The following is a 26,831-nucleotide window of genomic DNA, read 5'->3' as shown; positions in this document are numbered from 1 at the left end:
GAGATGCAATGCCTGCGCAGCCACATGCTCGCAGCTTTGGATTGGTTCCGTCTCGCTCACGAGCAAAGCCAGTCCCATCACTCAGCAAAGATTCTTCAGAAATTGGAATGAAAGGGCATCGCGCAACTCACGCAGCTTCTGTTCGGGGTCGGCCGGTAGGCTGCTACTTACTCAGAAGGAGCTCCTATGAAGATAAGCAGCGCAATTTCCAACGCCTTCTCCGCAACAAGGCGGGTCGGCAATCTTCGGATCCCCCGTTCCAGTTTGATCAAATCGGCCCATCTTCTTGAAAGAATCGGACTGGCCGCGGTTGGGGCCTCTGGCGGCCTCTATGTTGGTGCGACCGTGTTACGTCAAAAGGCCGGACTGTTTGAAAGCGGCTGGATCGTCCTGATAACGATACTCTACGGAGCTCTTGGCTATTACATGGGGATTGATTTGTCGGGCAATGCCCCCGCGCAGAGGTCGACATCGAGCATCTCGGAAGAGTGGAACGGTTCCGAGCCGATAGAGATCATGAGTGCGGCCGGCACGTTCGGCGCGGCAATCGCTGCAACTCTGTCCGTCAGCATCCTTGTCCTTGATCAGAATCTGCCAAACGGCCTGATCGGCTTTGTTGCCGGCTGCTGGGTAATTGGTTCTTCGCTGCAGGTTGCGGCGGGCACGATGGCTCGCAACTACGAAGCGCCAGTCAGCGAGCAATGAAGAAGCTCCGGTCGCGGAAAACATCCGCTCGGCACAAGCCGCAGTGTTGGTTCGGTTTCGGTTCGAAATGACCGCCACGACTCATCGCAACCTCCGCCATCCAATGCTGCGTGCCAACGATGTTTGGTAGCAAAGCCGTTCGCATCGAGCAGCGTCACCACTTGAAAGTGATATCGGCAATGAGAAACCTAAGTTGTCGCGCAACAAACAAGACGTGCCATCATGGTGGTGTTGGTATATTGTCCCCGCGCGCCTTGGTCCAAAACTTCTGCTAACCGCTAACCACACGATCGGTGGAGCCAATGCAGATTGCGGAGTGGCTCGAGAAGCTGGGGCTTGCGCAATACGCGGAGCGCTTTGCCCAAAATGGAATCGACATAGGCGTCCTTCCCGAACTGATGGACGAGGACTTCGATAAGCTCGGAGTCCTGCTCGGCCATCGCCGCAAAATGCTGCGTGCTATCGCTGACCTCGATCCGGCCGCGTTGATCGCATCGTCCGCTCCTCCTCAGGACGCCGAGCGGCGTCACCTGACCGTCATGTTTTGCGATCTGGTCGGCTCGACTGCGCTCTCCGCGCGTCTCGATCCCGAGGATATGTGGGAGGTGATCCGGGCCTATCGCGCTGCCTGCGCGAGCGTGGTCGCCGCTTATGACGGCAGGATAGCCAGATTCGTCGGTGACGGAATACTCGTCTATTTCGGCTATCCGCGCGCCCACGAAGATGATGCCGAGCGCGCGGTGCGCGCCGGCCTCGACATGATCTCCGCGATACGCCAGCTCAAGACAGGAACTGACGAACGAGCTGAACTGCGGATCGCAATTGCGACCGGACTTGTGGTGGTCGGCGACCTCATCAGCGGAGATGCGTCGGAGGAGCACGCAACCATCGGCGATACACCAAACCTCGCCGCCCGGCTCCAGAGCCTGGCGGAGCCCGGGGTCGTCGTTGTTGCTTCATCGACGCGCCGGCTGCTTGGCGATCTCTTCTCCCTCCGCAATCTCGGCCGCCGGGAGGTCAAGGGAATGGCAGACCCCATCGCAGTCTGGGCGGTGGAAGGAGCGACCGCATCCGAGAGTCGCTTCGAGGCAGTCCGTGCCGCGCGCTCGATCGGCTTTGTCGGCCGCAAGAACGAGATCGAGTTCATCCTCTCGCGCCAGCGGGAGGCATGGCAGGGCCGGGGCCAGATCGTATTGATTTCCGGCGAAGCGGGCATTGGCAAGTCGCGTATTGTGGCAACGCTGTCCGAAAGCCCCTCGTTGGGGACGCACCGTCGCGTGCGATATCAGTGTTCGCCTTACCACACCAACAGTGCGCTTCATCCGTTTGTTGCGCAGCTCGAACGCGCCGCCGGAATTCGCTCTCACGACACGCCGGATCAAAAGCTCGGCAAGCTCGAGGCAATGCTGGCAATAGCAACCCAGCAGGTCGCCCGGGCAACACCGCTCATTGCGGCTCTGCTTTCGATTCCCACCGGCGACCATTGCCCACCCCTCGGCTTGAGCCCGGCGCAGCAGCGGCGGCAGACATTTGCCGCCCTTCTCGATCAGCTTGAGGGACTGGCGCGAGATCAGCCGCTGCTGATCATCTGCGAGGATATGCATTGGGCCGATGCCACGACACTTGAACTGTTCGATCTCGCGGTCGATCGGATCAGAGGACTGCAGATACTCGTGCTCTTGACGTCGCGGCCGGAGTTCGAGCCCTCCTGGTCGGGCCTTGCCAACGTCAGTCTGTTGCGGCTCGACCGGCTCGATCGGCAGGACACGCGCGCGCTCGTCGAGCAGATTGTCGTCGGTCGCCAGCTGCCACGCGAGATGATGGAGCAGATCATGGACAAGACGGATGGCATTCCGCTATTCGTCGAGGAATTGACCAAGATGGTGCTGGAGTCCGGGCTGCTCGTTGAGGATGCCGGGCGCTACCGCTTGAATAGTCCGCTGCCGCCGCTTGCTATCCCTGCGACGCTGCAGGATTCGCTGATGGCGCGGCTCGATCGGCTCGCCCCGGTCAAGGAGGTGGCTCAGATAGGCGCCGCCATTGGCCGCGACTTCTCGTACGCGCTGCTGAAAACCGTGGCGGCACGCGACGATCTGACGCTGAGCGCTGCGCTGGGACAACTTGAAGAGGCCGAACTGCTGCTGCGTCGTGGGACGCCGCCCGAAGCAAACTACAGTTTCAAGCATGCCCTTGTTCAAGAAGCGGCCTACGAGAGCCTGCTCAAGAGCAAACGGCAGGTGCTTCACACAAGGATTGGCGATGTCCTGCGCGACAAGTTTCCAATCGTCGCCGAGACCGAGCCGGAAGTTCTCGCGCACCACTTCACCGAGGCGGGGCTGAGCGAGATCGCCCTCGAATGGTGGCGCAAGGCGGGCCAGCAGGCGTTGAAACGCTCGGCCTATTCCGAGGCGATCGCGCATTTCGGCAAGGCCATCGCGATCGCCGATCAATTGCCTGGCGAGCCCCACCGGATGATGAGCAGGCTGCATCTTCAAATCGCATATGGCCGTGCCTTGCGGGGCAGCCTCGGCCACAGTGCTCCGGAAACGGTCGCCGCATGGACGCGCGCGCGACAATTCGGAACCGGTATCGATGATCCCGTTGAACTTGCGCCGGTCCATTCCGGCCTCTTCAATGCCTGCCTGACCCATGGCGAACTTGCTCCGATGCGGGAGCTGGCGGATGCCATCAGGAGCGCCGCTGAGCGACGGCCGGACTCGCCGGTGGCCGCCGTCGTGGCCCATTGGACTGGGGGCGTGACCTGCTGGTTCGCCGGCGAGTATTTGAACGCGCGTACGCATCTTGAGCGGGCGCTGGCGATCTATCGGGCCGAACCGGATCCCGCGACCTTCAGGGCGTCGGCGCTGGATCTCCCGTTCGTGATCATGCGATTTCTCGCTTTGGTGCTCTGGCCGCTCGGCGACATCGCTCGTGCGCGCAAGCTCGCCGCGGAAGCGGTGGGTACTCCGGGAGAAAAACGGGCGCTGTCCCAGGCCAATGCGTTGGTTCATCGCGCGGTGTTCGACGGAGTATGCGGCGGCATGTTGCAGCAGACAGAGACGATCCTGGCGCTCGGTCTCGCGCGCGACCACACGATGCCGCTGTACGTGGCCGCCGGCACCTACCTGAACGGCCTCGCCAAGTGGCGTGCGGGAGACCGAATGACCGGGCTGGCGGACATGCGTCACGGCTGGACCTTCCTGCACGAGAACGATTGCTACCTCTGCGAACCGTTCTGGGGGATGCATGTCGCCCTGGCGATTGCAGATTTAGGCGACGTCGAGACCGGGCTGGAAATCCTGGACGAATTGATCGCCGGGACGGGACAATCCGGCCAGCATTGGCTTGATGCCGAGCTGCATCGTGTCCGCGGTAAACTCTTATCGCGCCATAATCCTTCGGACGAATCCAGTGCCCAAGACGCCCTCAAGCGGGCGCTGGACATCGCACAACATCAGCAGACCAAGACCTTTGAGCTGCGCAGCGCTCTTGAACTTGCACGCCTGTACAAGACAAATGGCCGAGCGCGTACGCTATCCGAAGTGCTTGCGCCCGTGGTCGCTCAATTCGAGGCGGAGCATGGTCTTCCCGAATTCGCGGAAGCGAAAGAGCTGCTTAGGAATGGGCGTTAGCCGCGCCGCCATTCGATCAGTACAAGCGCCGCGCCGACTTCAAGCCAGAATAGGTCGGCATCTTGTTCTCGATTCCCGAGCCGTAGTTCTCCGGTTTTGACACGTCTTAACCTGCTGTGGTGAAAGCTAGATATGCTTCTCGTGGTTGCGAGGGGGAGTCTGCTGCGGCGGCGAATCCTGATTTCGGCAAGCAGCTGTTGTCGGATTGCTCATTGTCTCAAGGCGCAGGCTTCAGGCCAACACCTGGGCCATGCGGTGATAGGCTTGCCTTCGCAAGGGCAGGCGGAGCGACCAAAGCCCATTTGGAGATCCAGTCGTGGTTCGCCTGCATGTCGAACGTTTCATTCGCAGCCGGATCGCTCGGCGGTCCCTGGCGCTCGGGATCATCGCTCTCAGCGGATGGGCCCTGTTGCCGTATGTGACCTACCGAATCGCGCCCTCCGCCTATGTCAATGCCGAGCTCATGCGGGTGACTGCGCCGATGGCGGGTCAGCTCTCGTCAGATCTTCCACGCAAGGGCGAATATTTCGAGCACACCCGGATGGTGCCGCTGGTCGAGGCGCGTTCGCCGGATCGCCGGCACCTCATGGACCTTGATCAGCAGCTGGCCATGTCCACCAAACGCGCCGAGCTCGCACGCCGGCAACTCGAGGAAATCGCCGAGCTCGATCGCAAGCTCCGCGAGCGAAGCGAGGACTATCGTTCGGGGATGGTAGCGCGCCTGCGCCACGAGATAGGTGAAACGGAAGTTGAAAAAGGCGGCTGTCTCGCTGAGGCGCGGCAGCGGAACGATGTCGCGGGCCGGATGGAGAGGCTCGTGAAGCTCGGCATCAGTTCGCAGATCCGCTCCGGTGAGGCCCAGGCCTCGCAGGAGGCAACCGCAACGCGGTGCCAGATGGCCGATGAACGCCTGCGGCGCCTCAAGACGGAATTGGAGGCGGCCGACAAGGGCATTTATCTTCGTGGCGATGCCAACGACGTGCCCTATTCTCAGCAGCAGCGCGAGCGGCTTGTCCTCCGCCGCCAGGAGCTCGAGACAGACCTGTTGCAGAACAGCTCACGTGCCGCGCAGTTGGCCGCGGAAATTGCAGAGGAACGCACTCGACTTGATCGTCTCGATCACTACGATCTGTCCTTGCCCGCAGCCCATGTGGTCTGGTCGGTCGCGGCCAGCCCGGGCTCGATGGTCACGGAAGGGCAGTCGGTCTTCGATTTCGCAGATTGCAAACGCCGGTTTATCGTCGTTGAACTACCCGAGCGCGATTTCGAGAAGATCAAGGCTGGAGATGCGGCTACCGTCCGTCTGATTGGGAGTCGCGAATGGAAGAGCGGCCAGATCCGGCAGGTCCGCGGATCGGCCGCGTACGGCGATGATCGGCTGCTTGCGGCTCGGGTGCCGCGGCCTGATCCGGGCAACATTACCATTGAGATATCGCTTCCGCCCAATGAGACGTCGGCCGACCGCAACGGCTCCTGCGATATCGGACGATTGGCTGAGGTGCGCTTCGAGCGCAGAGCCGACGGCCTGCTACGATTGGTCAGCTCGAAGTTGAAATGGCTGACCGCTCGCCTGGAACTCGACCAATCGCTCCTGTGAGCGAGATGTTCCATGCAAGCCATGACTCTGCCTCTCTCTCAGCTGTTCGCGCCGATGCTGGGCATCTTTGCTGCGATGTATCTGTTGGCGCCGACCTTTCCGGTCGCGCGCCCTTGGGCGCGTCTTGCGGTCTTTGTTGTGGTTTGGCTTGTGGTGGCCCACTATCTCGAATGGCGTATTTTCACCACAGTGCTGCCGGCAAGCGGGACCTGGTATCAGGTCGGCTGGATCTGGTTCTGTCTGTTCGTCGAGCTTCTGACTTTCACAGATCAGTTCATTCTCTATCTGACGTTCCTTCGCAGGACCGATCGCCGAAGCGAAGCAGATCAGCACGAGCGTCGGCTTCGCAGCCTGCCGGATGATGAGCTGCCCTCGGTCGACGTCTTTATTCCGACCTACGACGAGCCATTCGAGGTGCTGGAAAAGACGATCACCGGCGCGCTGTGCCTGGACTATCCGGACGTCCAGGTGTGGGTCTTGGATGATGGTCGCAGGCCTTGGCTCAGGGCACTCTGCACGCAAAAGGGCGCCGGCTATCTCACGCGCGCCGACAATTTGAATGCCAAGGCCGGCAATATCAATCATGCCCTGACCAAGACGAGCGGCGAGTTCTTCGCGATCTTTGATGCGGATTTCGTGCCGCAGCGGAATTTCCTGATGCGCACGATGGGCTTCTTCGCTGATCCAAAGGTCGGAATCGTTCAGATCCCGCACGCCTTCTACAATGAGGACCCGATGCAGGCGAATCTCGGCCTGCACAGGGGATTGCCGGACGAGCAACGGTTCTTCTTCGATTCCATCATGCCCGCGCGCGACGGCTGGGATGGTGCCTTTTGTTGTGGTTCCAACTCCGTCACGCGTCGCGCAGCACTCCGCGCGGTAGGCGATGCCTTGCCGACCCAGTCCATTACGGAAGACATCCTGCTGACGCTCGTCCTGCTGCGCAAGGGATACGTCACCCGCTATCTCTGCGAACCGCTGGCGATTGGACTGGCGCCGGAAAGCCTTGATGCCTTTTTCGTGCAGCGGCAACGCTGGGCGCGTGGCGCGATTCAGACGCTGTACCTCGCCGCCGGTCCGCTCGGCCCCGGACTGGGCTTGATGCATCGGCTCCTCTTCTTTCCGACGCATTGGCTCTCATTGGGCTTGCGGGCGCTCATGGTCGTGGTGGTTCCGATCGTGTTCATGTGGACCGGCTTGGCGCCTGTCGTCGATGTCACCCCCGAATCGGTGTTCTACTACTTGTTCCCCGCGATCCTGGCGCTCAACGGCGGCATCTCCTGGTTCGCGCCGCACGTGCATTTTCCGCTCGCCGCTCAGGTGTCGGCGACGATCCAGAGCTTCAAGATATTGCCGACGGTGCTGGGGACTCTCGTCAAGCCGGCGGGACATGCGTTCAGGGTGACGCCGAAGGGCGCTGCCGCGCGGCGCGCAAGTTACGCTGCGGAGATATTCTGGCCGTCGGCGGTCTTGATGGCGTTGACGGTTGTCGGTGTGGTTCTGAACACGATCCCGGAATGGCGCATCATCGATCATCCGGCCGCTCTACCGATGGTCGCCTTCTGGTCGGTCGTGAACATCGTCGTGCTTTTCTTCGTCTGCATGACCTCGCTGCAGGCGCGGATGGGACGTACCGAGGAGCGTTTCGACATCGACGAAACTATCTTGATCCAGACCGCGACCGGCGAGCAGCTTTCTGGACGCGTGAGCAACATCTCCCTCTCTGGCGCCGGCGTTCTGCTTGGCTCCGGTATTGACTTTCCTCGCGCCGGAGAACCGCTGCGCGTGCACATCATGCAGGTCGGATGGGTCGATGCGGTGATTGCGCAACAAAGGGGCCGGCTCATCGGGGTGCAGTTCAAATTGCCGCAGTCGCTTGAACGAGACCTGCTGATCCGCAAGCTCTTTACCGTCGCCCGTCTGAAGCGGAAAGGTGTCGTCGCGTGCTCGGTGAATAGGGCGATGCTTAAGAACATCTGGTTGATGGCCGCACCGTTGCCCCACATTGTTGCAGGCGGCGCGAAGCCCGCGTCGGTCTCGCCGACCGAGCGTCTGCCGGCAGAGAGCATGGTCATTCGGCCTCAACCGCGGACAGACGATTTTGCACTTCTTGCCGGAGCTCGAAGCCTGCATCCGACGAGTTTTACTGAACCTGGCTTTGGCCGAGTGGCCGGCACAGTAATCGAAGCCGTCGCGCCGAGTTGATTGCTGTGTTGTCTTTCTCGCCGGACCAGTCCATGCGCTATCGATCGACGGTCAAGCCGCTCATCGATGCCGTCAATCTCCTTCCGGTGTTCTCCCAAAAAATCACAAGCGGAACGAGCAACCATCCTTTAGCCCAAGGCGTTTACGGGGTTGAGGGTGCAGGGAGCATCTCTTGATCGATCACCGCAGCGATCTTCGGAAGGGGCGTCTGACGCTCTGGGCCTCCGCATTCGTGGCGGTCGCTTGCTTGGCGATTGTCGCGCTCAGCGGCTGGCGGGAGTGGTCCCAGCGACAGACGCTGCTGAAGGGCTCCGAAACAGACGTGGCCAATCTGGCCCGGTCGGTGACGCAACACGCGGACGATACGTTCGAACTCGCGGACACCGTTCTCAATGTGTTGGTCGGCCAACTCGAACTCGAGGGGACCAGCCCGGCGGCGATCGCGAAGATTCAGACCTTTCTTTCCCGGCGCAAAGCCGCGAACCGCATTCGAGCTGTGTTCGTCTATGACGAGACCGGCCGCTGGCTCGCAACCAGCGAGCCCGTGGATTTCGCCGGCCTCAACAACAGCGACCGCGAGTATTTCCAGCATCATCGCGCCGTGGCTGAGCGAGGAACCTTCATTGGGGGTCCAGTGAGGAGCAGATCGGGGGGGCAATGGATCATCACAGCGTCAAGGCGCTTCGACCATCCTGACGGCAGTTTTGCCGGAGTGGCTCTTACCACGATCGATGTCGACTATTTTTTGCAATTCTATCGCGGATTCGACGTTGGCCAGAACGGCTCAATTGCACTGGCGACCGCGAAGGGCGTTGTCCTCGCGCGTAGCCCGGACAACGGATATACGGGTCGCGATCTGTCGAATGCACCGCTTTTTAGGAATTTCCGCGAGCGGCCAAGTGCGGACGTCTACTACTTCACGTCGCCTCTCGACGGCGTTCGGCGTCTGAGCTTTTATCAACTCAGCAGTCGCTACCCTGTTGTCGTGGTTGCGACGGAATCGGAAGACGACGTCTTGGCCCCCTGGCGCAAAGCGGCGCTGACGCGCGTGGCTGCGGTGCTGGGACTGATAGGAGGGCTCGCTGTTGCGGGGGTTTGGCTGGTGCGCCAGTTGCACATGCGGCAGAAGATGGCCGCTGCTCTGATCGCCAAGGAGGCGGATTTTCGTCTCCTCGCGGAGCAGTCGGGAGACATGGTCATGCGTATAGCGGTCGATGGACGGATTCTCTATACGTCGCCGTCCAGCGCGCGAGTCCTCGGCTGGGCTCCGAACGAATTGGTGGATACGTCGGCCCTCGCCGGCATAAATCCGGCGGATCTGGCGCGGGTTGAGGAGACGATCTCCGCGTTGATGAACGGCGAAGCCGAGGAGGCGAGAATCACTTATCGCACTCGGCATCGCGAGAAAGGCGAGGTCTGGATCGAAACCGCGCTGCGCGTCGCCAGGAGTGCGCAGAGTGGAGACATCAACGGCGTGGTGGCGATCTCGCGCGACATGACCGAACGTAAGGACCTGGAGGATAAGCTGGCGGCTCTCGCCAGTTCGGATGGCCTGACGGACTTGGCAAACCGCAGACACTTCGACGAGCGGCTAGAGGCGGAATGGGACCGAGCCAGGCGCGAAGGAAGGCCTCTGTCACTGTTGCTGATGGATGTCGATCATTTCAAGAGTTTCAATGATCAGTACGGGCATCAGGCGGGCGATGCATGTCTCCGCTCGGTCGCCGGGGTCCTGGCAGAACAGGCCCGGCGGCCAGCAGACTTGGCCGCTCGGTATGGTGGTGAGGAATTCGCCTTGCTGCTACCAAATACGGACACGGGAGGGTGCGAGCAGGTCGGCGAGCGAATCCGGCAAGCGATTCAAGACCTCGGCATCCTGCACGCGCTCAACCCGCCATCCAAGCAGGTCACCCTCAGTATTGGTGGCGCCACACATATGTCGTTCGGCGATAATGCTGATTTCACGTCGTTGATAGCGGCCGCGGATAAGGCGCTCTACGCCGCCAAGGAGAGCGGGCGCAACCGCCTTGTGATGTCAGGGCAAATCATCGCGTGGCCCAGCGCGATACGAGCTTGAAGAGTAGCTCTCGTGCGCCGCGGCGTGCGCCTCACGAATTCACGTGCACGAAATCCCGCAGCAGCGGATAGATCTCGTTGTTCCAGCGCTTGCCGGAGAACACGCCGTAATGGCCGACGCCGGCCTGCATGTGGTGCACGCGGCGATAGGCGCGTACGCCGGTGCAGAGGTCCTGGGCGGCGAGCGTCTGGCCGATCGAGCAGATGTCGTCCTTCTCGCCCTCGACCGTCATCAGCCCCATGCGGCTGACCGCCCTGGTGTTCACCGGACGGCCGCGATGCATCAGCTTGCCTTGCGGCAGGAGATGCTCCTGGAACACGTCGCGCACGGTCTCGATGTAGAATTCGGCCGGCAGATCCATCACGGCGAAATATTCGTCGTAGAAGGTCTTGATGGTCGCGGCCTTCTCCTTCTCGCCCTTGGCAATGTGGTTGGCGAGGTCGAGATGCTGCTTGATGTGGCGCTCGAGATTCATCGAGACGAAGGCGGTGAGCTGCACGAAGCCGGGATACACCTTGCGCAGAGCGCCGCGGCACTGCACCGGCACGTAGTTGATCAGATTGCGCTCGAACCATTCGATCGGCTTGCTCTTGGCGAATTCGTTGACCCTGGTCGGCTGGATCCGCGTGTCGATCGGGCCGGCCATCAGCGTCAGCGTCGCCGGACGCGAGGGATGGTTGTCCTCGCACATGATCGCGGCGGCCGCCAGCGCGGAGACGGACGGCTGGCAGATCGCCACCATGTGCGGGCGCGGCCCCAGTTGCCCGAGGAAATCGATCAGGTGCTCGGTGTAGTCGTCGAGCCCGAAGCGGCCCTCGCTGCGCGGGATGTCGCGCGGATTGTGCCAGTCGGTGATGTAGACGTCGTGGTCCTGCAGCAGCGTCTTCACGGTGCCGCGCAGGAGCGTGGCAAAGTGTCCGGACATCGGCGCAACCAGCAGCATGCGCGGCTGCTCGGCCACGCCGTGTTTCCTGAAGTGCAGCAGCGAGCCGAACGGCGTCGCGTAGGCGATCTCCTCGCTGACCGCGACGTCGCGGTTGCCCACCATGACGCTGTCGATGCCGTAGGCGGGACGGTCATAGGTGAGGGTGGAGCGCGAGATCAGCTCCAGCGCGGCCGAAAGCCGGCCGACCACTTGGTCCGATGAGCCCTGAGGCACCAGATTGAGGAATTTGAGTGCGGACGAAGCCCCCGCGCGCCATGGCGCCGTCAGGTCCATGTGGTTCTGAAAAGCCTGATAATACATCGACATCATACTGAAGCGCCCACTTGCCTCCTGTCGTGATGCAATATCGAAGCCAGACGGGAGCCGGACCGCCCGGAAAATTGGCACGTCGCTTGCTGCGCCCCGGTCGGGTAGGCACAGATCACGGGCACGCACGCGCGGCGGTGCGTTGCCCAGGCGTGAGGGAAGGGCTCTATGGCGAAGGCGACACTGACCATCAGCAGCAAGAACTACTCGTCCTGGTCGCTGCGTGGCTGGCTGCTGACGAAATTCTCCGGGCTCGATTTCGAGGAGATCGTCACCGCGCCGGACGATCCGTCGGCGCGTGCGGAGATCCTGCTGCTGTCGTCCTCGATCCTGGTGCCGTGCCTGCGGCACGAGAGCGCCGTGGTCTGGGACACGCTGGCGATTGCCGAATATCTCAACGAGGTCATGCCGGACGCCGACCTGTTGCCGGCCGACCGCATCCAGCGCGCCCATTGCCGCTCGATCTCGGGCGAAATCCATTCCGGCTTCACCACGCTGCGCGCCTCGCTGCCGGTCAACCTGAAGGGGCACTTTCCCGGCTTCAAGATCTGGTCGCGGGCGCAGGCCGATATCGACCGGGTCTGGTTCATCTGGCGCGACTGCCTGGAGAAATCGGGCGGTCCCTTCCTGTTTGGCGAGAAGCGCACCATGGCGGATGCGATGTACGCTCCCGTCGTAACGCGCTTCGTGACCTATGACGTCAAGCTCGCACCGCCGCTCAAGGCCTATGCCGACACCATCATGGCCATGCCCGAGATGCAGGAATGGGTCGCGGCGGCGAAGGAGGAGCCGGCCGAGATCGAGGAGCTCGAGGTCGAGTATTAGGCAGGCGTTGCACGGCTGTGCCTGTTTCGAGGGCGGCGGCCCTCCGCTGCGGACCGCGGCGCTATGCCCTTGCAACAATTAACCTTTGGACCCGGCGACAGGCGCCTGCGATCCGGCCGGCTGCGCAGATATTGTGCGCGCCTGCCGAACCGCAGCGAGATCTAGCCGTGAACAGGTGCGTACAAGGCGCTTCGGCTGATTCGGACGTGATTCGTTCGGGCCGCGTTCCGAAGGTTAAAGCGCAGCGCGGCCCCGTCGCATTTTGAAACAGACACCGCCTTCAGGCGGCCCCGCGCTGCTTCAGGCGCGGCAGGCGCCAGCCGATCACGGTTGCTTCCACCGCAATCCCGGCCTCGTGGTTTTGCCAGCGTCCCTCGACATAGCGGCAGGCGAACGGCAGTTGATATGTCCCGCTGTGATCCTCGCACAGCACTTCGAGTGGCAGGCCCGGCGGTGGTTCTCCGGCGCCGTCGAATTCCGCCAAACGTCTATCGCGCGTTGCCATTCCAACAATCTCCCCTAAACAAAGCCGCGGAGAGCGCCCACTTCTCCCGCAAGCGGTCCACTGCTCCCCGTCCCAGGGGAACGGGCCCAAGCTCAACGCGAGAATGCGGTGCGAGTGTGGTAGCCTCACGCTGCAGCGCGCAAACAGCGCACATTGATGTGATCGACTGGCCGAGGAACTTTCATGCTGCTTCGAAACGCCGGAATTTGTTTCGCAATGTTGCTGCTCGCCACGCTGGCGCCTCTGCCGGTGCTCGCGCAGGACGTGCCCGGCATCGAGATCTGCACGGTCGAGAAAACCATGGAGCGCCGTACCAGCTGCCTCCAGAGCAATGTCGACTTCCTGCAGAAGACGATCACCAAGCTCAGCCTCGACCACCAGCAAAAGCTGGATGCGGCGGGTCGTCAGATCGACGCGTTGAAGACGACCATCGCCGGCCTGCAGAAGACGCTTCTCGATCTCCAGGCCGCGCACGCAAAGACCACTGAGGATCTGAAGAAGAAGCAGGACGCGCCGCCGGCGAAGGATGCTGCGAAATAGGCGCGTCGATCACGCGACGCGATATCGCTCCATCACGCCACGATCGGGCTCGTAGCCGAGCCCGGGACCCGCAGGCACCGCGACATGGCCGCTTGCATCGACATCGGCGCGGCCGCCCCAGAGGCAGGCTTCGCGCTTTAAATAGAACATCTCGACCAGCCCGTCGTCGCGCGTCGCGAGCAGATGCAGCGTCGCCAGCAGGCCCGGGCCAAAGTAAGGCGAGTGCGGCACGATCCTGATGCCGAGCCGATCGGCCAAGCCTGCGACCTTCAGGAATTCCGTGATGCCGCCGACCTTGATGACTGACGGCTGGGCGTGGCTGACCGCGCCCGCTTCCATCATCTGGCGGAATTGATATTCGGTGCAGGCATTCTCGCCGGCGGCAATTCCGAGCCCGCTCTTGCTGCGCACCTCGGCAAGCGTGGCGAAGTCTTCCGGCGGCCAGACCGGCTCTTCCAGGAACATCGGCTGCGCGTCGCGGCATGTCGCCGCGAAAGCGATCGCCTGCTCCCCGGTCAGCGGGCAGTTCATGTCGACCATCAGTGGAATGTTGGGACCGATCGCTTCGCGCGCGGCAAGCACCGCAGGCGTCGTGGTCTCGTGCAGCTTGATCGCGCCATAGCCGAGCGCGAGCGCCTTCCTGCATTCGGCGGCGATGTTGTCGGGCGAGCCGATCCGGAGCAGGCTCGCGTAAGCCGGGATCGCCGTGCGCCTGATCTCGCCCAGCAGGCGGTGCAGCGGCACGCCCTTGATCTTTGCGGCGAGGTCCCACAATGCGATATCGAGCCCGGAGATCGCGAACATGGTGATGCCGTAGCGGCCGAACAGATGCAAATTGCGCTGGATCTGCTCCATCACGGCGGGGATGCCGGCGGCATCGGGCACCTCCAGCCCGCGGGCCTGCGGTGCGATCATCTCCTCGACCGCGCTGCGCGCCGTGCGCGGGCAGACATAGGCGAAAGCATCGCCCCAGCCGGTCAGCCCGGCATCGGTCGTGACCTCGACGAGGACCATGTCGAGTGCGGTGATGGCGGAAGCGCCCTGGCGGAAGCTCGCGACACCGGCATCATAGGGGATACGGATATGGTGCGCCCGCACATCGGTGATTTCCATGACCCGGTTCCTCTTTCTCGTGAGCGGTTTCGGCGAGTGTAGCCACGAACACCGGGGCGTTGCCAGCTTCCATTGGCCGGCTATCATCATGCAAACGACAGCAATGCCGATCAAGCAGAGCGATGCCGATCGGCGCATCATCACCGCGCTTCGAACGAGGGCCTGAACCACCATGAATCCAGCCCAGCGCGCGCTCTGGTATATCGAGAGCCATCTGGCCGAGCCGATGACGCTCGACGAGATCGCTGCGATCTCGGGCGTGTCGCGGTTCCACATTGTGCGTGCGTTTGCCGCAGCCGTCGGTCTGCCGGTGATGCGCTACGTACGCGCGCGGCGGCTGACGGAGGCCGCGCGCAGTCTGGCAAAGGGCGCACCCGACATCCTGTCACTGGCGCTGGAGGCGGACTACGGCTCGCACGAAGCTTTCACCCGCGCGTTCCGCGACCAATTCGGCGCTACGCCCGAAGCGGTGAGGGCGGCAGCGTGCGTCAACCAGCTCAGGCTACAGGAGCCGATCCTCATGGATTCCACCATGCTCGATACTCTCGCCCCACCGCGCTTCGAGACGGCAAAGGCCTTCCTCGTCGCCGGCCCCGCCGAGCGCATCTCCTGCGACAACGGTGCCATGATCCCCGGTCTATGGCAGCGCTTCAATCGGGAGGTCGCCGACATTCCCGCGCGCGTCGGCAACATCGCCTATGGCGTCTGTTGCAACGGCGATGATGCCGGCAATTTCGACTACATTGCCGGCGTCGAGGTCGCCGATTTCTCCGACCTGCCGCGCCGCTTCGGTCGCATCCGCATTCCGGAGCAGCGCTATGCGGTGTTCACGCACAAGGATCACGTCGCCTCGATCCGGCGCACCGTCAACACGATCTGGAATCAATGGCTGCCGGCGTCTGGCCTGAAAGCCGCGGACGCGCCGAACTTCGAGCGTTATGACGAAAAATTCGATCCCGCGACCGGCAACGGCGGCTTCGAAATCTGGATACCGGTCAGAGAATAACACGCAACGCTGGCATACCGTCCCGCTTGCTTGGCAAGCTCCGGCGACTTTGCCATAACCGCAGGCAAATCTTGCCTGCGGGGGCCCGTGCCGGACATCCCGTGCAAGCCATAACAAGCAGCCGGGAGGGTCTCCAATGTCCAACGTCCGCGTTCTCGCCACCGACCTCGAATTTCCCGAAGGGCCGGTCGTGATGCCGGACGGTTCGGTGGTGCTGGTGGAGATCCGCGGCCAGCGGCTGACGCGCGTCTATCCCGACGGCCGCAAGGAGATCGTGGCGAAGATTCCCGGCGGCCCGAATGGCGCCGCGCTCGGGCCCGACGGCAAGATCTACATCTGCAACAATGGCGGCTTCTCCTGGATTCCGGCCGGCAAGATGATCATGCCGGGTCCGCAGCCGGACGATTATCTCGGCGGCGCGATCCAGCGCGTCGATCTGCAGTCCGGCAAGGTCGAGACCGTCGTGACCAAATGTGGCGCGCACGATCTGCGCGGGCCGAACGACCTCGTCTTCGACAAGCACGGCGGCCTCTGGTTCTCCGACCTCGGCAAGCGGCGCGCGCGCGAGATGGATGTCGGCGGCATGTATTACCTCAAGCCCGGCATGAGCGAGATCGTCGAAATCGTGCATGGCGTATTGCCGGCGAACGGCATCGGCCTGTCGCCGGACGAGAATACGGTCTACATCGCGGAGACGCCGACCGGGCGGCTTTGGGCCTATGAGCTCTCGGCGCCGGGCACGCTCAAGCCGCGCGATCCGATCTATCGCGGCGAGCGCGGCCAGCCGATCTGCGGCCTTGGCGGCTACCAGATGTTCGACTCGCTCGCGGTGGAAGCGAACGGCAATGTCTGTGTCGCCACGCTCGTCTCCGGCTGCATCTCGGTGATCGCGCCCGACGGCACCCCGGTGGAACAGGTTCCGACCGGCGACCGCGTCACCACCAACATCGCCTTCGGCGGCCCCGAGCTGAAGACCGCCTATATCACGCTGTCGGGCAAGGGCGAGCTGATCGCCATGGACTGGCCGCGCGCCGGATTGCCGTTGAATTTTCTGAACAAGTGACAATCGCGTAAAACGCGATTGTCATCCCGGGGCTATGCGGAGCATAGAACCCGGGATCTCGAGATTCCGGGTTCGGCTCTTCAAGCCGCCCCGGAATGACAATCATAAGGAACGATAGAATGCCCTGGCCCGATCCCATCACCCTGCGCGGACAGCATGCCCGTCTCGAGCCGCTGTCGCATGACCATCGCGAAGGGCTGGTCGAGGCGGTCAAGGATGGCGAGCTGTCGAAGCTGTGGTACACCGCAATCCCGCTGCCGGAGGACATGGGCAAGGAGATCGACCGCCGCTTAGGCCTGCAGGCCGCGGGCTCGATGCTGCCCTTCACCGTGTTCGATGCCGGCGGCAAGATCGTCGGCATGACCACCTACATGAACATCGATGCCACCAACCGCCGCGTCGAGATCGGCTCGACCTGGTATGGCAAGAGCGCGCAGCGCGGCCCGCTCAACACGCAGTGCAAGCTGCTGCTGCTGCGCCATGCCTTCGAGACGCTGAACTGCATCGCGATCGAGTTCCGCACGCACTTCTTCAACCACCAGAGCCGCCGCGCCATCGAGCGCCTGGGCGCTAAGCAGGACGGTATCCTGCGCAGCCACCAGATCGCGCCGAACGGCACCTTGCGCGATACTGTCGTCTACAGCATCACCGCCGCTGAATGGCCGACGGTGCAGGCGCATCTCGAATTCCAACTCAACGACAAGCCGCGCTAGGGGCGGCCGAGGGACCATGGATAGATTTGATTATGTGATCGTAGGCGCGGGCTCCGCCGGTTGCGTGCTCACCAGCCGGCTCAGCGAGGACCCCAACACCTCCGTTTGCGTGCTCGAGGCGGGCCCGTCCGACTGGCATCCCTACATCCATCTGCCGGCGGGCTTCATCAAGACCTTCCACATGAAGAGCATCAACTGGGCCTACCAGCAGGAGCCCGGTCCGTGGACCGGCGGGCGCAGCATCTACGCGCCGCGCGGCAAGACGCTCGGCGGCTCGTCCTCGATCAACGGCCACATCTACAATCGCGGCCAGCGCATGGATTTCGACACCTGGGCGCAGATGGGCAATCGCGGCTGGGGCTATGCCGACGTGCTGCCCTACTTCCGGCGGCTGGAGAAGCGGATCGGCGAGGGCGAGGACACCTATCGCGGCCGCGACGGCAGCCTCATCGTCACCACCATGAACTGGCGCGATCCGCTCTGCGAGGCCTTCATGGAAGGCGCGGTCTCGCTCGGCATTCCCCGCAACCCCGATTACAACGGCAAGACCCAGGAAGGCGTCTCCTACTGCCAGCGCACCATCAACAACGGCCTGCGCGTCTCCGGCGCGACCGCGTTCCTCAAGCCGGCGATGAAGCGGCCCAACGTGCATGTGCATACGCATGCGCACGCGACCGAGATCATCTTCGAGGGCAAGCGCGCGGTCGGCGTGCGCTACATGAAGGGCGGTCGCGGCGGCCAGCCGGTCGAGGTGCGCGCCAACAAGGAGGTGATCCTGTCCGGCGGCAGCTATAATTCGCCGCAGCTGCTGCAGCTCTCCGGTATCGGTTCGCCGGACCTATTGCAGCAGCACGGCATTGCCGTGCGTCACGCGCTACCGGTCGGCGAAGGCCTGCAGGACCATTACGCCCCGCGCACGGTGGCGCGCGTCAAGGACATCAAGACCATCAACGAGCTCCGCCGCGGCTTCTCGCTGTGGATCGAGGCGTTGAAATGGGCGACCCAGCGCAAGGGCCTGCTGTCGCTGTCGCCGACCATGGTCTATTGCTTCTGGCATTCCGGCGAGAGCGCCGAGAGCTCCGACCTGCAGCTCACCTTCACGCCGGCTTCTTACAAAGAAGGCGTGCAGGGCCAGCTCGAGGACGAGCCCGGCATGACCGTGGCGTCCTGGCAGCAGCGTCCCGAGAGCCGCGGCTATGTCCGGATCCGCTCCAGCGATCCGTTCGCGCCGCCGATCATCCAGACCAATTATCTCGACGCCGAGCTCGACCGCCGCGTCATCGTCGGCGGCATGAAGCTGGCGCGGCGCCTCTTGAAGAGTGCGCCGCTCTCGCCCTATTACGCCTACGAGGATTTCCCCGGCCCCAACGTCAACACCGACGACGAATTCCTAGCCGCCGCCACCCAACGCGGCACCACCACCTTCCACCCCGGCTGCACCTGCCGCATGGGCCCGGCGGATTCCACCTGGGCCGTCGTCGACGACCACCTCCGCGTCCACGGCCTCGAAGGCCTCCGCGTCATCGACGCCTCCGTCATGCCGCGCATGATCTCGGCGAATTTGAATGCGTCGACGATGATGATCGCCGACCGCGCCTCCGACCTCATCCGCGGTAAGCAGCCGCTGGAAGCCGCAAGGATTCCGGACGCAGCGGTGGCGTGATATCTTCGTAGGGTGGGTTAGCCAGCGGCGGCGCGAAGCGCGGCCGTAGGCGTAACCCACCGTTTCTTTCGATGTGAAAACGAGCCGTGGCGGTTACGCCTTCGGCCAATCCGCCCTACGCGCTTCACCGATAGGCAAAACGCCAAATGCCCCAATCCGGCGCTGAGCGGCAATCCGTTGGCCAGATTGCCATCTGCGGCATCGTCTTTCTCTGCACCGCTATTCCGCTCGGTCTGCTGCTCCGCGTGGGCTGGCGCGATTGGACCCTCCTTGCCGGCCTCTGGGCGATAATGTACTTCATGGGCGGAATAGGATGGTTTCCTCGGCCCACACCAGTTCAAAAGGCCTTCTCATATGGTCTGCTCGTAGGCACGGTGCTGCCGGCGCTGGAGTGGGCGGCGACGCTTCACGGCCCGTAGCCCGTCGGGCAAAACACCCCGTCACCCCGTCAACCCCTCTCCATAAAATATTCCGCTTTACCGAAATTCGGAATTGCGGCATAGATCGAACCAGCCCGGCTCACGAAAGAGGGGCGGTTCGCGAGTCGTTCGAAACGCGGGCCGGGTTGCGGTGGACGCGGCAGCGTCGTGCGCGAGAGGCGCGGGCAGGGCGGGTAGTCCCTGTGAGCCCGAGGCCGCGTGCGGACGAGCGGCGCTGAAGTCCGGCGAAGCCTCTTGGGCGAAGCCGGATGAGCTGCGTACGGCAAAACCGTGTGGTCCTGGCCGTCGTTGCTACGGTCAAGCCCTTTGCGGAGATGCGCGCGAGCCCAACCGGGCAGACGGCATCGTCAATTCGCGGGGCGAGGGAGGCCAGAAGGAATTCGGCTCCCGGGAGAGCACGGCATAAGCCGTCCGACCATCGCGCAGGGAAGGCCGAGTGATCGGCGACACCTGTATGCTGCTGTGCGGTTTCTCTGCGTGTGCTTTTCGCGCAGCGGACCGCGGGTGCCCGTCGGCACCCGGTCTTCCCTGCGCCCTCTTTCTTTTGGGGCGATGGAATGAAGCAAAGCTCGGGCGAGATGAGCCGCGAGGCTGCGAAGCTGTGTCTGCAGGTCAAAATGTGAGTCAGAGAGCGACGCCAATGCGTCTTGCTCCGTCATTGCGAGGAGCCCTTGCGACGAAGCAATCCAGACTGCCGCCGCGGAGGCATTCTGGATTGCTTCCGCCTTCGCCAAGGCTTCGGCGGACAAGTCACTGCGCTCGCAATGACGAGATCGGGGAGGCTGCTCGCGACACACTCGATATCGTAGGGTGGGCAAAGCGAAGCGTGCCCACGATCTGCATCCATCACGGAGGAATGGTGGGCACGGCGCTTTGCGCCTTTGCCCACCCTACGGCACCGTACGATGCGTTACGGCGTGCCTTACACTTCCCGTCGGCTCAAGAACGCCAGCCGCTCGAACAGGTGCACGTCCTGCTCGTTCTTCAGCAGCGCGCCGTGCAGCGGCGGGATCAGTTTGCGCGGGTCGCGCTCCCGCAGCTGCTCGACGCTCATGTCTTCGTTGAGCAGCAGCTTGAGCCAGTCCAGGAGCTCCGAGGTCGACGGCTTCTTCTTCAGGCCGGGCACCTCGCGCACCTCGAAGAAGATGCGCAGCGCCTCTTCGACCAGGCGCTTCTTGATGCCGGGGAAGTGGACGTCGATGATGCGGCCCATCGTGTCGGCGTCGGGGAACTTGATGTAGTGGAAGAAGCAGCGGCGCAGGAACGCGTCGGGCAGCTCCTTCTCGTTGTTGGAGGTGATCATCATGATCGGGCGCTGCTTCGCCTTGATCGTCTCGCCGGTCTCGTAGACATGGAATTCCATGCGGTCGAGCTCGAGCAGCAGATCGTTGGGGAATTCGATGTCGGCCTTGTCGATCTCGTCGATCAGGAGCACCGGGCGCTGCTCGCTGGTGAAGGCGTCCCACAGCTTGCCGCGCTTGATGTAGTTCCGGATGTCGGATACGCGCGCATCGCCGAGCTGGCTGTCGCGCAGGCGCGACACCGCGTCGTATTCGTAGAGGCCCTGCTGCGCCTTGGTGGTGGACTTGATGTGCCAGGTCAGAAGCGGCGCGTTCAGCGCCTTCGCTACTTCCTCGGCCAGCACCGTCTTGCCGGTGCCGGGCTCGCCCTTCACCAGGAGCGGGCGCTCCAGCACGATCGAAGCGTTGACGGCGACCTTGAGATCGTCGGTCGCAACATAGTCCTTGGTGCCGGTAAATTTCATCGCGCGTCCTTGTTGGTCGTCGTCGCAAGGCATTGCCAGTATCAATGGCCTCGCTCACGACATGCGAACGGCCGCTCGCGGCGGCCGTTCCTGGTTCGGTCAGGCTTTCAGACCCGTTTTATCAGCGAAAGGATGACGAGCACAATCACTGCGCCGATCGTGGCGTCGACGATGGCGCCGATCGTGCCGGTTGCCAGCTGGATGTGCAGCTGCGGCAGCACCCAGCTCGCCACCAGCGCGCCGATGATGCCGACGACGATATTGCCGACCAGCCCGAATCCCGCCCCGTGGACAATCTTGCCCGCAAGCCAGCCGGCGATGGCGCCGATGATCAGCGCTGCGAGAATTCCCATTGCAAACGTCCCCCAAACAACCCCTCATTGTCGCCAATTCTAGAGCAAAAAGCCTGCCGGTCCAGCGTCCCGCAGCGGCCTCCGCCCCTTGACGTTCGCCACCCGACGGGCAATCTGTCACCCATGTTCCTGCAATTCTTCACCTCTCTGCGCGATGCGCAGGTCCCCGTGACGCTGCGCGAATACCTCACGCTGATGGAGGCGCTTGACGCTGACCTTGCGGACTATACGGTCGAGAATTTCTATTACCTGTCGCGCGCCTCGCTGGTGAAGGACGAGCGCAATCTCGACAAGTTCGACCGCGTCTTCGGCACGGTGTTCAAGGGGCTGGAAAGCCTGCTCGACGCCATGGAGAAGGCGGAGATCCCCGAGGAGTGGCTGAAGAAGCTCGCCGAGAAATACCTGACCGAAGAAGAAAAGAAGCAGATCGAGGCCATGGGCTGGGACAAGCTCATGGAGACGCTGAAGAAGCGCCTCGAGGAGCAGAAGGGTCGCCACCAGGGCGGCTCCAAATGGATTGGCACCGCCGGCACCTCCCCGTTCGGCGCGCACGGCTACAATCCCGAGGGCGTGCGCATCGGCCAGGAGAAGAACCGCAACAACCGCGCCGTGAAGGTGTGGGACAAGCGCGAGTTTCGGGATCTCGACGGCAATGTCGAGCTCGGCATCCGCAACATCAAGGTGGCGCTGCGCCGCCTGCGCAAATTCGCGCGCACCGGCGCGCCCGACGAGCTCGATCTCGACACCACCATCCGCGAGACCGCCAATCACGGCTATCTCGACGTGCACATGCGACCCGAGCGGCGCAACGCGGTGAAGCTCCTGGTGTTCTTCGACATTGGCGGCTCGATGGATGCGCATATCGAGCAGGTCGAGGAGCTGTTCTCGGCGGCGAAGAGCGAGTTCAAGCACATGGAGTATTTCTACTTCCACAATTGCCTCTATGAGGGCGTGTGGAAGCAGAACAAGCGCCGCTTCACCGACCGCACGCCGACCTGGGACGTGCTGCACAAATACCCGCACGACTACAAGGTCGTGTTCGTCGGCGATGCCTCGATGTCGCCTTACGAGATCATGGTGCCCGGCGGCTCGGTCGAACACGTCAACGAGGAGCCCGGCTCGGTCTGGCTCGACCGCATCATCCGCACCTATCCGCATACGGTGTGGCTGAACCCGGTGCAGCAGAAGCACTGGGACTATTCGGAATCCACCACCATCATCAAGCGCATCTTCGCCAATCGTATGTATCCGATCACGATCGAGGGGCTGGAAGCTGCGATGAAGGAATTGACGCATTGATGCCTACCGTCGTCATTCCGGGGCGCCCGAAGGGCGAACCCGGAATCCATCGGGCCGCAGTGCATGTAGAGGAATAGATTCCGGGCTCGCGCTACGCGCGCCCGGAACGACAACAAGAGGGAGAAGCACGTGCCCCAGACCATCACCCGCGGCATCAAGGCGCTGATCGACGAGGCCAATGCCGAGATCGAGACGCTCACCGCCAAGGACGCCATCGAGATCTCCAAGAACGGCGACGTCGTCATCGTCGACATCCGCGATCCCCGCGAGATCGAGCGCGACGGCCGCATCCCCGGCGCCTTCGCCTGCACCCGCGGCATGCTCGAATTTTGGATCGACCCGCAGAGCCCGTACGCAAAACCGATCTTCCAGGAAGACAAGAAGTTCGTGTTCCACTGCGCGGGGGGCTTACGCTCTGCGCTCGCGGCCAAGACCGCGCAGGACATGGGCCTCAAGCCCGTCGCCCATATCGCCGGCGGCTACGCCGCCTGGCGCGATGCCGGCGGGCCCACGGAGAAGTGGGAGCCGAAGAAGAAGGGGTGATGGCCTTGCCCTCTCCACCCGTCATTCCGGGGCACGCGAAGCGTGAGCCCGGAATCCATTGATCCACAGAGTCTGAGGCACGATGGATTCCGGGCTCGTGCTTCGCACGCCCCGGAATGACCAACGGAGAATGCTTCAATGACCACCGCCACCGACCCCCTCGTCTCCACCGAATGGCTCGCCGCTCACATCGGCGATGCCAACGTCAAGATCCTCGACGCCAGCTTCAAGCTGCCGGGCGTGCTGCCGCTGCCGAAGGACGACTATCTCGCCGCGCATCTGCCGGGCGCCGTGTTCTTCGACGTCGATGCGGTGTCGGATCATTCCAACCCGCTGCCGCACATGTTTCCGAGCGCGGAGCAGTTCGGCCGCGACGTCGGCAATCTCGGCATCTCCAACGCGGACACCGTCGTGCTCTATGATGCCGGCGGCTGGGTCGCAGCGCCGCGTGCGTGGTGGATGTTCCTGTCCTATGGCCACAGCAACGTACGCGTTCTCGATGGCGGCCTGAAGAAGTGGCGCACTGAGGGACGCGCGACCGAGAGCGGCGAGGTCAAGCCGAAGCCGACGACCTTCACGGCGAGCTATGACGCAAACCGCGTGCGCAGCATGCAGCAATTGATCGCCAATGTCGAAAGCCGCAACGAGCAGGTGATCGACGCGCGCGCCGCCGATCGCTTCGAAGGCCGCGCGCCCGAGCCGCGCCCGGGCATCCGCTCCGGTCACATCCCCGGCGCCCGCAACGTGCCCTACAATCTGCTGTTCGACGCCGCGACCGGCGAGATGAAGCCGCTCGACAAGCTCCGCGCCGCCTTCACCAATGCCGGCGTCAAGCTGGATGCGCCGATCGTGACGAGCTGCGGCTCCGGCGTCTCGGCCGGCGTGCTGACGCTCGCGCTCTACCGCCTCGGCATCACCGACACCGCGCTTTATGACGGCTCGTGGTCGGAATGGGGCCAGGCCGGCGGCCCGGCCATCGCGACCGGCCCGGCTTGAGGTTGCAGCCACGATGACGGTGCGCTCCCTCGCCCCGTTCTTGCGGGGAGAGGGTTGGGGTGAGGGGCCTCTCTCCGCAGGATGAGATTATCGAGGGACCTGTACCCCCTCACCCGGAATCCGCGCGACGCGCGTATTCCGACCTCTCCCCGCAAGCGGGGAGAGGTGAAGAAGTAAGATCACCGCGTGCGTGCGGTCGTCGTTGTCGCGAAGGCCGGCTGCTGCTGACCGAACGGATCGAGCTGCTGCTGCAACTGCTGAGGCGGCGGGCGCCGCACCACGCGGGCTCGCTTCTTGGCTTTCGCCTTGCGCTTGGTCGCCTTGCTGTCCGACTTGGTGCTCTCGGCCTTGCTGCTCTCGGCCTTGACCTTCGCCGGCGCGTCCGTCGCCACTGTGGCGGCGTTCAGCGCAGCGAGCCTTGCGGAGGCGACATCGAGCGCCGCGGCGGCGAGGGCCGGGTCAGCTGGTTCCGGCTCGCTGGCGATTGCGGCAGGCTGGGCCTCGGGAATCCCGGCCGTGGTGTCGGCGGGGGTCAGCGTATCGATGGAAGCCGGCGCTGCGGCCGTCACGGTCGGTTCGGGCTTGGCTGCTTCGATGGCCGGCACTTCAGCCAGGGGCGCGGCGGCCTCGGGCTGGACGTCGGTCTCGGTCGTCAGTGCAGCAACCTGTTCGGGCTCGCTCAGGGGCAGAGCGATGGTCGGCACCTGGTCGCGCAGCGATGGCGTGGTCTCGGCAGGTGGCTCCGGCTCGGTCCGCAGCACCGCGAGCACCGGCTGGGCCGGCTCGGGCGCCTGCGCAAACATTTGCTCCTGCGGCCCGTTCCGCCAGCCGGGGTTGTTGACATATTGCTGATGGGTCGCCCGGAGCAGAGCGGCGGCCCCTAGGCCGAACACCAGGATGGAGGTTGACAGCAGGATCGCGGCAAACAGGAAGCGAAAGCCGGGAAGCATTGAGCGATTGCGAATTTCCGCCCCGGCGGCGGAGTGGCCGGGGCTCAAGAGCCATCTGAACGCGGTGACGGTACTGCTTGCCGCGTTCGCCACGCGGGATCGGAGCTCAAAAAGGTGGCGAATCAGGCTGATTCGACCATATCGCAACGTCTCCGCATCGTTCCGTTAAAATCGCGGTCGACCATCGCGCCAATCGAAGGCGCGATACGATTTCAGCCCCGTGATGCAACGGGGCAACGGTAGTCTTGCGGATCACAAATCGGCAAGTCCGGCGCAAATAAGCCTGATATGTCTTGAATGTGCCGCTATCTTCCGTCATCTGGCCGTTAACGGTCCGGTCGGGCTTGGGGACTATACAAGAGCGATGATGATCAAACACTTTCTGACGATATGCGCTGCCGCAACAGTCGCTGCGGCGGGAACCTCGCTCGCTCAGGCTCAGAGCTATCCGATCCAGCAGGTGCCAAGCTATGGCGCGCCGGCCGAATATCGGCCCGGTGACCGCATGCCGAGTTTCGACGCGCTGGATGAAGACGACGACGCGATGCCGCATGCCTCGCTGCCCCCGCCCGGTCCGGCCGACGATCCGCGCTACGGTCGTCCGATGGGCGCGCCTCCGGTCTATTCGGCCGCCCCGCCCCAAGGTCCGGTGATGTCGCCGGATGATCCGCGCTATGGGCGCCCGGCTGGCGCCCCGCCGGTCTATTCGGCCGCGCCGCAGGGCCCCGTGATGTCGCCCGACGATCCCCGCTACGGCCGCCCCGCCGGTCCGCCGGCGGTGATCTACGCCGACCGTCCGCCTCAGCAATCGCCCGCCAACGACGGCCTGCGTCCGCCCGAGTCTGTGGGCGGTCCCTCCGCGACCGGGACGGTCCAGGCCGGACAGCCGCCCGTGGGCACGGATGGCCGCCCGGTGACCCTGGCCGCGCTGCCGCCCGAGGAGCAGCCCGATGCCGCGCCGGTGCAGCTGCCGCCGAACCTGCGCCGTCAGGAGGTCGCGTTCCAGACCAAGGAGCCGGCCGGCACGCTCGTGGTCGATACGCCCAACACCTACCTCTATTACGTGCTCGGAGGCGGCCGTGCGATCCGCTACGGCGTCCGAGTTGGCCGCGACGGCTTCACCTGGACGGGCGTGCAGAAGATCACCCGCAAGGCCGAGTGGCCGGATTGGCATCCGCCGACCGAGATGATCGAGCGTCAGCCCTATCTGCCGCGCTTCATGGCCGGCGGCCCGGGTAATCCGCTCGGCGCCCGCGCGATGTATCTAGGTTCGACCGTCTACCGCATCCACGGCACCAACCAGCCCTCGACGATCGGCAAGTTCGTCTCCTCCGGCTGCATCGGCATGCTGAACGAGGACGTCTCCGACCTGTTCGAGCGCGTCAAGGTCGGCACCCGCGTTGTCGTGATGCCGGGTGGTCCGCCGCCGGGAACGGCGACGGCCTCCGCCGCGCCGACGCAGAGCGCTGCCGGGCCGGCTCCGATGTCCGCCCAGGCGGGCCCGGTCCCGGGGACGCAGCCCACCGTTGTGCCGCCGCTGCCCGCGCCGGTCACCGTGCGCTGAGGGCCTCAACTCAATGAGATTGCGA

General features: G+C 63.6%; 22 protein-coding genes. 16 read left to right on the top strand and 6 right to left on the bottom strand.

Features of this window, described 5'->3' with window-relative positions; genetic code table 11:
• The first annotated feature begins 186 nt into the window (after positions 1-186).
• The 5 genes from I6F28_RS01640 to I6F28_RS01620 all read left to right on the top strand — a co-directional run bounded on the left by I6F28_RS01640 (position 187) and on the right by I6F28_RS01620 (position 10,216).
• Complete coding sequence (locus I6F28_RS01640; RefSeq protein ID WP_225139127.1) at positions 187-705, top strand: hypothetical protein; 519 nt, start codon at positions 187-189, stop codon at positions 703-705.
• 302 nt (positions 706-1,007) lie between these two features.
• Complete coding sequence (locus tag I6F28_RS01635; RefSeq protein ID WP_225139126.1) at positions 1,008-4,337, top strand: adenylate/guanylate cyclase domain-containing protein; 3,330 nt, start codon at positions 1,008-1,010, stop codon at positions 4,335-4,337.
• Positions 4,338-4,653: 316 nt separating this feature from the next.
• Positions 4,654-5,934 (top strand): HlyD family secretion protein, encoded by a 1,281-nt coding sequence (locus I6F28_RS01630; protein ID WP_225139125.1) that lies wholly within the window; start codon positions 4,654-4,656, stop codon positions 5,932-5,934.
• Between the two features lie 12 nt (positions 5,935-5,946).
• Complete coding sequence (locus I6F28_RS01625) at positions 5,947-8,139, top strand: glycosyltransferase (protein ID WP_225139124.1); 2,193 nt, start codon at positions 5,947-5,949, stop codon at positions 8,137-8,139.
• 172 nt (positions 8,140-8,311) lie between these two features.
• Entirely contained in the window at positions 8,312-10,216 is a 1,905-nt protein-coding gene (locus I6F28_RS01620) for a diguanylate cyclase domain-containing protein (protein ID WP_225124021.1), read from the top strand.
• Between the two features lie 31 nt (positions 10,217-10,247).
• On the opposite strand, the gene I6F28_RS01615 is transcribed toward I6F28_RS01620, so the two are convergent.
• The gene (locus I6F28_RS01615) at positions 10,248-11,471 is read right to left on the bottom strand and encodes a polyhydroxyalkanoate depolymerase (protein ID WP_081492994.1); all 1,224 of its coding nucleotides are present in this window, start codon (positions 11,469-11,471) and stop codon (positions 10,248-10,250) included.
• Between the two features lie 165 nt (positions 11,472-11,636).
• Here I6F28_RS01615 and I6F28_RS01610 point away from each other — a divergent pair, with 165 nt between their 5' ends.
• Positions 11,637-12,293 carry a glutathione S-transferase family protein gene (locus I6F28_RS01610; protein ID WP_109144728.1) on the top strand — a complete coding sequence of 219 codons (657 nt, stop codon included), beginning with the start codon at positions 11,637-11,639 and terminating at the stop codon, positions 12,291-12,293.
• A 280-nt stretch (positions 12,294-12,573) separates the two neighbouring features.
• Here I6F28_RS01610 and I6F28_RS01605 read toward each other — a convergent pair whose 3' ends face one another.
• Positions 12,574-12,798 (bottom strand): hypothetical protein, encoded by a 225-nt coding sequence (locus I6F28_RS01605; protein WP_036028537.1) that lies wholly within the window; start codon positions 12,796-12,798, stop codon positions 12,574-12,576.
• A 183-nt stretch (positions 12,799-12,981) separates the two neighbouring features.
• Here I6F28_RS01605 and I6F28_RS01600 point away from each other — a divergent pair, with 183 nt between their 5' ends.
• Positions 12,982-13,338 carry a hypothetical protein gene (locus I6F28_RS01600; protein ID WP_225139123.1) on the top strand — a complete coding sequence of 119 codons (357 nt, stop codon included), beginning with the start codon at positions 12,982-12,984 and terminating at the stop codon, positions 13,336-13,338.
• 9 nt (positions 13,339-13,347) lie between these two features.
• On the opposite strand, the gene I6F28_RS01595 is transcribed toward I6F28_RS01600, so the two are convergent.
• Positions 13,348-14,451, bottom strand: a complete 1,104-nt coding sequence (locus I6F28_RS01595; RefSeq protein ID WP_225139122.1) for a mandelate racemase/muconate lactonizing enzyme family protein — start codon at positions 14,449-14,451, stop codon at positions 13,348-13,350.
• On the opposite strand from I6F28_RS01595, the gene I6F28_RS01590 reads away from it, so the two are divergent.
• The 5 genes from I6F28_RS01590 to I6F28_RS01570 all read left to right on the top strand — a co-directional run bounded on the left by I6F28_RS01590 (position 14,450) and on the right by I6F28_RS01570 (position 18,896).
• Positions 14,450-14,617, top strand: coding sequence for a hypothetical protein (locus I6F28_RS01590; RefSeq protein ID WP_225139121.1), 168 nt, complete (start codon positions 14,450-14,452; stop codon positions 14,615-14,617). The genes I6F28_RS01595 and I6F28_RS01590 overlap by 2 nt on opposite strands.
• A 6-nt stretch (positions 14,618-14,623) precedes the next feature.
• On the top strand, positions 14,624-15,457 hold the full coding sequence (locus I6F28_RS01585; RefSeq protein ID WP_225139120.1) for an AraC family transcriptional regulator: 834 nt from the start codon (positions 14,624-14,626) through the stop codon (positions 15,455-15,457).
• A gap of 136 nt (positions 15,458-15,593) precedes the next feature.
• A complete protein-coding gene (locus I6F28_RS01580; RefSeq protein ID WP_225139119.1) occupies positions 15,594-16,520 on the top strand; it encodes an SMP-30/gluconolactonase/LRE family protein in 927 nt (308 codons plus the stop codon).
• A 119-nt stretch (positions 16,521-16,639) separates the two neighbouring features.
• Positions 16,640-17,233: a GNAT family N-acetyltransferase gene (locus tag I6F28_RS01575; RefSeq protein ID WP_225139118.1), complete on the top strand. Its 594-nt coding sequence runs from the start codon at positions 16,640-16,642 to the stop codon at positions 17,231-17,233.
• A 16-nt stretch (positions 17,234-17,249) separates the two neighbouring features.
• A complete protein-coding gene (locus I6F28_RS01570) occupies positions 17,250-18,896 on the top strand; it encodes a GMC family oxidoreductase (protein WP_036028528.1) in 1,647 nt (548 codons plus the stop codon).
• A gap of 1,362 nt (positions 18,897-20,258) precedes the next feature.
• Here I6F28_RS01570 and I6F28_RS01565 read toward each other — a convergent pair.
• Entirely contained in the window at positions 20,259-21,101 is an 843-nt protein-coding gene (locus I6F28_RS01565) for an AAA family ATPase (protein WP_225139117.1), read from the bottom strand.
• 107 nt (positions 21,102-21,208) lie between these two features.
• Positions 21,209-21,454 carry a GlsB/YeaQ/YmgE family stress response membrane protein gene (locus tag I6F28_RS01560; RefSeq protein WP_008559660.1) on the bottom strand — a complete coding sequence of 82 codons (246 nt, stop codon included), beginning with the start codon at positions 21,452-21,454 and terminating at the stop codon, positions 21,209-21,211.
• 123 nt (positions 21,455-21,577) lie between these two features.
• Here I6F28_RS01560 and I6F28_RS01555 point away from each other — a divergent pair, with 123 nt between their 5' ends.
• The 3 genes from I6F28_RS01555 (at position 21,578) to sseA (ending at position 24,292) form a co-directional block, all read left to right on the top strand.
• Positions 21,578-22,753 carry a vWA domain-containing protein gene (locus I6F28_RS01555; protein WP_036028524.1) on the top strand — a complete coding sequence of 392 codons (1,176 nt, stop codon included), beginning with the start codon at positions 21,578-21,580 and terminating at the stop codon, positions 22,751-22,753.
• Between the two features lie 129 nt (positions 22,754-22,882).
• Positions 22,883-23,296, top strand: a complete 414-nt coding sequence (locus I6F28_RS01550) for a rhodanese-like domain-containing protein (protein ID WP_028179894.1) — start codon at positions 22,883-22,885, stop codon at positions 23,294-23,296.
• A gap of 138 nt (positions 23,297-23,434) precedes the next feature.
• The gene (gene sseA, locus I6F28_RS01545) at positions 23,435-24,292 is read left to right on the top strand and encodes a 3-mercaptopyruvate sulfurtransferase (RefSeq protein ID WP_225139116.1); all 858 of its coding nucleotides are present in this window, start codon (positions 23,435-23,437) and stop codon (positions 24,290-24,292) included.
• A 179-nt stretch (positions 24,293-24,471) separates the two neighbouring features.
• Here sseA and I6F28_RS01540 read toward each other — a convergent pair whose 3' ends face one another.
• Positions 24,472-25,242: a hypothetical protein gene (locus I6F28_RS01540; RefSeq protein WP_225139115.1), complete on the bottom strand. Its 771-nt coding sequence runs from the start codon at positions 25,240-25,242 to the stop codon at positions 24,472-24,474.
• A gap of 367 nt (positions 25,243-25,609) precedes the next feature.
• Between I6F28_RS01540 and I6F28_RS01535 the strand changes: the two genes are divergently transcribed.
• Positions 25,610-26,806, top strand: a complete 1,197-nt coding sequence (locus I6F28_RS01535) for a L,D-transpeptidase family protein (protein WP_225139452.1) — start codon at positions 25,610-25,612, stop codon at positions 26,804-26,806.
• Positions 26,807-26,831 lie beyond the last annotated feature (25 nt).

The organism is Bradyrhizobium sp. NBAIM14, assembly GCF_020193895.1.
In the GTDB taxonomy this organism is placed as follows: domain Bacteria; phylum Pseudomonadota; class Alphaproteobacteria; order Rhizobiales; family Xanthobacteraceae; genus Bradyrhizobium; species Bradyrhizobium yuanmingense.
Note: the sequence above shows the minus strand (reverse complement) of the source record. Positions and strands in the feature narration are given on the sequence as shown.

Coding starts and splice junctions, on each gene's coding strand:
- I6F28_RS01640 (WP_225139127.1), top strand. CDS start 187: ATGAAGATAAGCAGCGCAATTTCCAACGCCTTCTCCGCAACAAGGCGG.
- I6F28_RS01635 (WP_225139126.1), top strand. CDS start 1,008: ATGCAGATTGCGGAGTGGCTCGAGAAGCTGGGGCTTGCGCAATACGCG.
- I6F28_RS01625 (WP_225139124.1), top strand. CDS start 5,947: ATGCAAGCCATGACTCTGCCTCTCTCTCAGCTGTTCGCGCCGATGCTG.
- I6F28_RS01615 (WP_081492994.1), bottom strand. CDS start 11,471: ATGATGTCGATGTATTATCAGGCTTTTCAGAACCACATGGACCTGACG.
- I6F28_RS01610 (WP_109144728.1), top strand. CDS start 11,637: ATGGCGAAGGCGACACTGACCATCAGCAGCAAGAACTACTCGTCCTGG.
- I6F28_RS01605 (WP_036028537.1), bottom strand. CDS start 12,798: ATGGCAACGCGCGATAGACGTTTGGCGGAATTCGACGGCGCCGGAGAA.
- I6F28_RS01600 (WP_225139123.1), top strand. CDS start 12,982: ATGCTGCTTCGAAACGCCGGAATTTGTTTCGCAATGTTGCTGCTCGCC.
- I6F28_RS01590 (WP_225139121.1), top strand. CDS start 14,450: ATGACCCGGTTCCTCTTTCTCGTGAGCGGTTTCGGCGAGTGTAGCCAC.
- I6F28_RS01595 (WP_225139122.1), bottom strand. CDS start 14,451: ATGGAAATCACCGATGTGCGGGCGCACCATATCCGTATCCCCTATGAT.
- I6F28_RS01585 (WP_225139120.1), top strand. CDS start 14,624: ATGAATCCAGCCCAGCGCGCGCTCTGGTATATCGAGAGCCATCTGGCC.
- I6F28_RS01580 (WP_225139119.1), top strand. CDS start 15,594: ATGTCCAACGTCCGCGTTCTCGCCACCGACCTCGAATTTCCCGAAGGG.
- I6F28_RS01575 (WP_225139118.1), top strand. CDS start 16,640: ATGCCCTGGCCCGATCCCATCACCCTGCGCGGACAGCATGCCCGTCTC.
- I6F28_RS01570 (WP_036028528.1), top strand. CDS start 17,250: ATGGATAGATTTGATTATGTGATCGTAGGCGCGGGCTCCGCCGGTTGC.
- I6F28_RS01565 (WP_225139117.1), bottom strand. CDS start 21,101: ATGAAATTTACCGGCACCAAGGACTATGTTGCGACCGACGATCTCAAG.
- I6F28_RS01560 (WP_008559660.1), bottom strand. CDS start 21,454: ATGGGAATTCTCGCAGCGCTGATCATCGGCGCCATCGCCGGCTGGCTT.
- I6F28_RS01555 (WP_036028524.1), top strand. CDS start 21,578: ATGTTCCTGCAATTCTTCACCTCTCTGCGCGATGCGCAGGTCCCCGTG.
- sseA (WP_225139116.1), top strand. CDS start 23,435: ATGACCACCGCCACCGACCCCCTCGTCTCCACCGAATGGCTCGCCGCT.
- I6F28_RS01540 (WP_225139115.1), bottom strand. CDS start 25,242: ATGCTTCCCGGCTTTCGCTTCCTGTTTGCCGCGATCCTGCTGTCAACC.
- I6F28_RS01535 (WP_225139452.1), top strand. CDS start 25,610: ATGATCAAACACTTTCTGACGATATGCGCTGCCGCAACAGTCGCTGCG.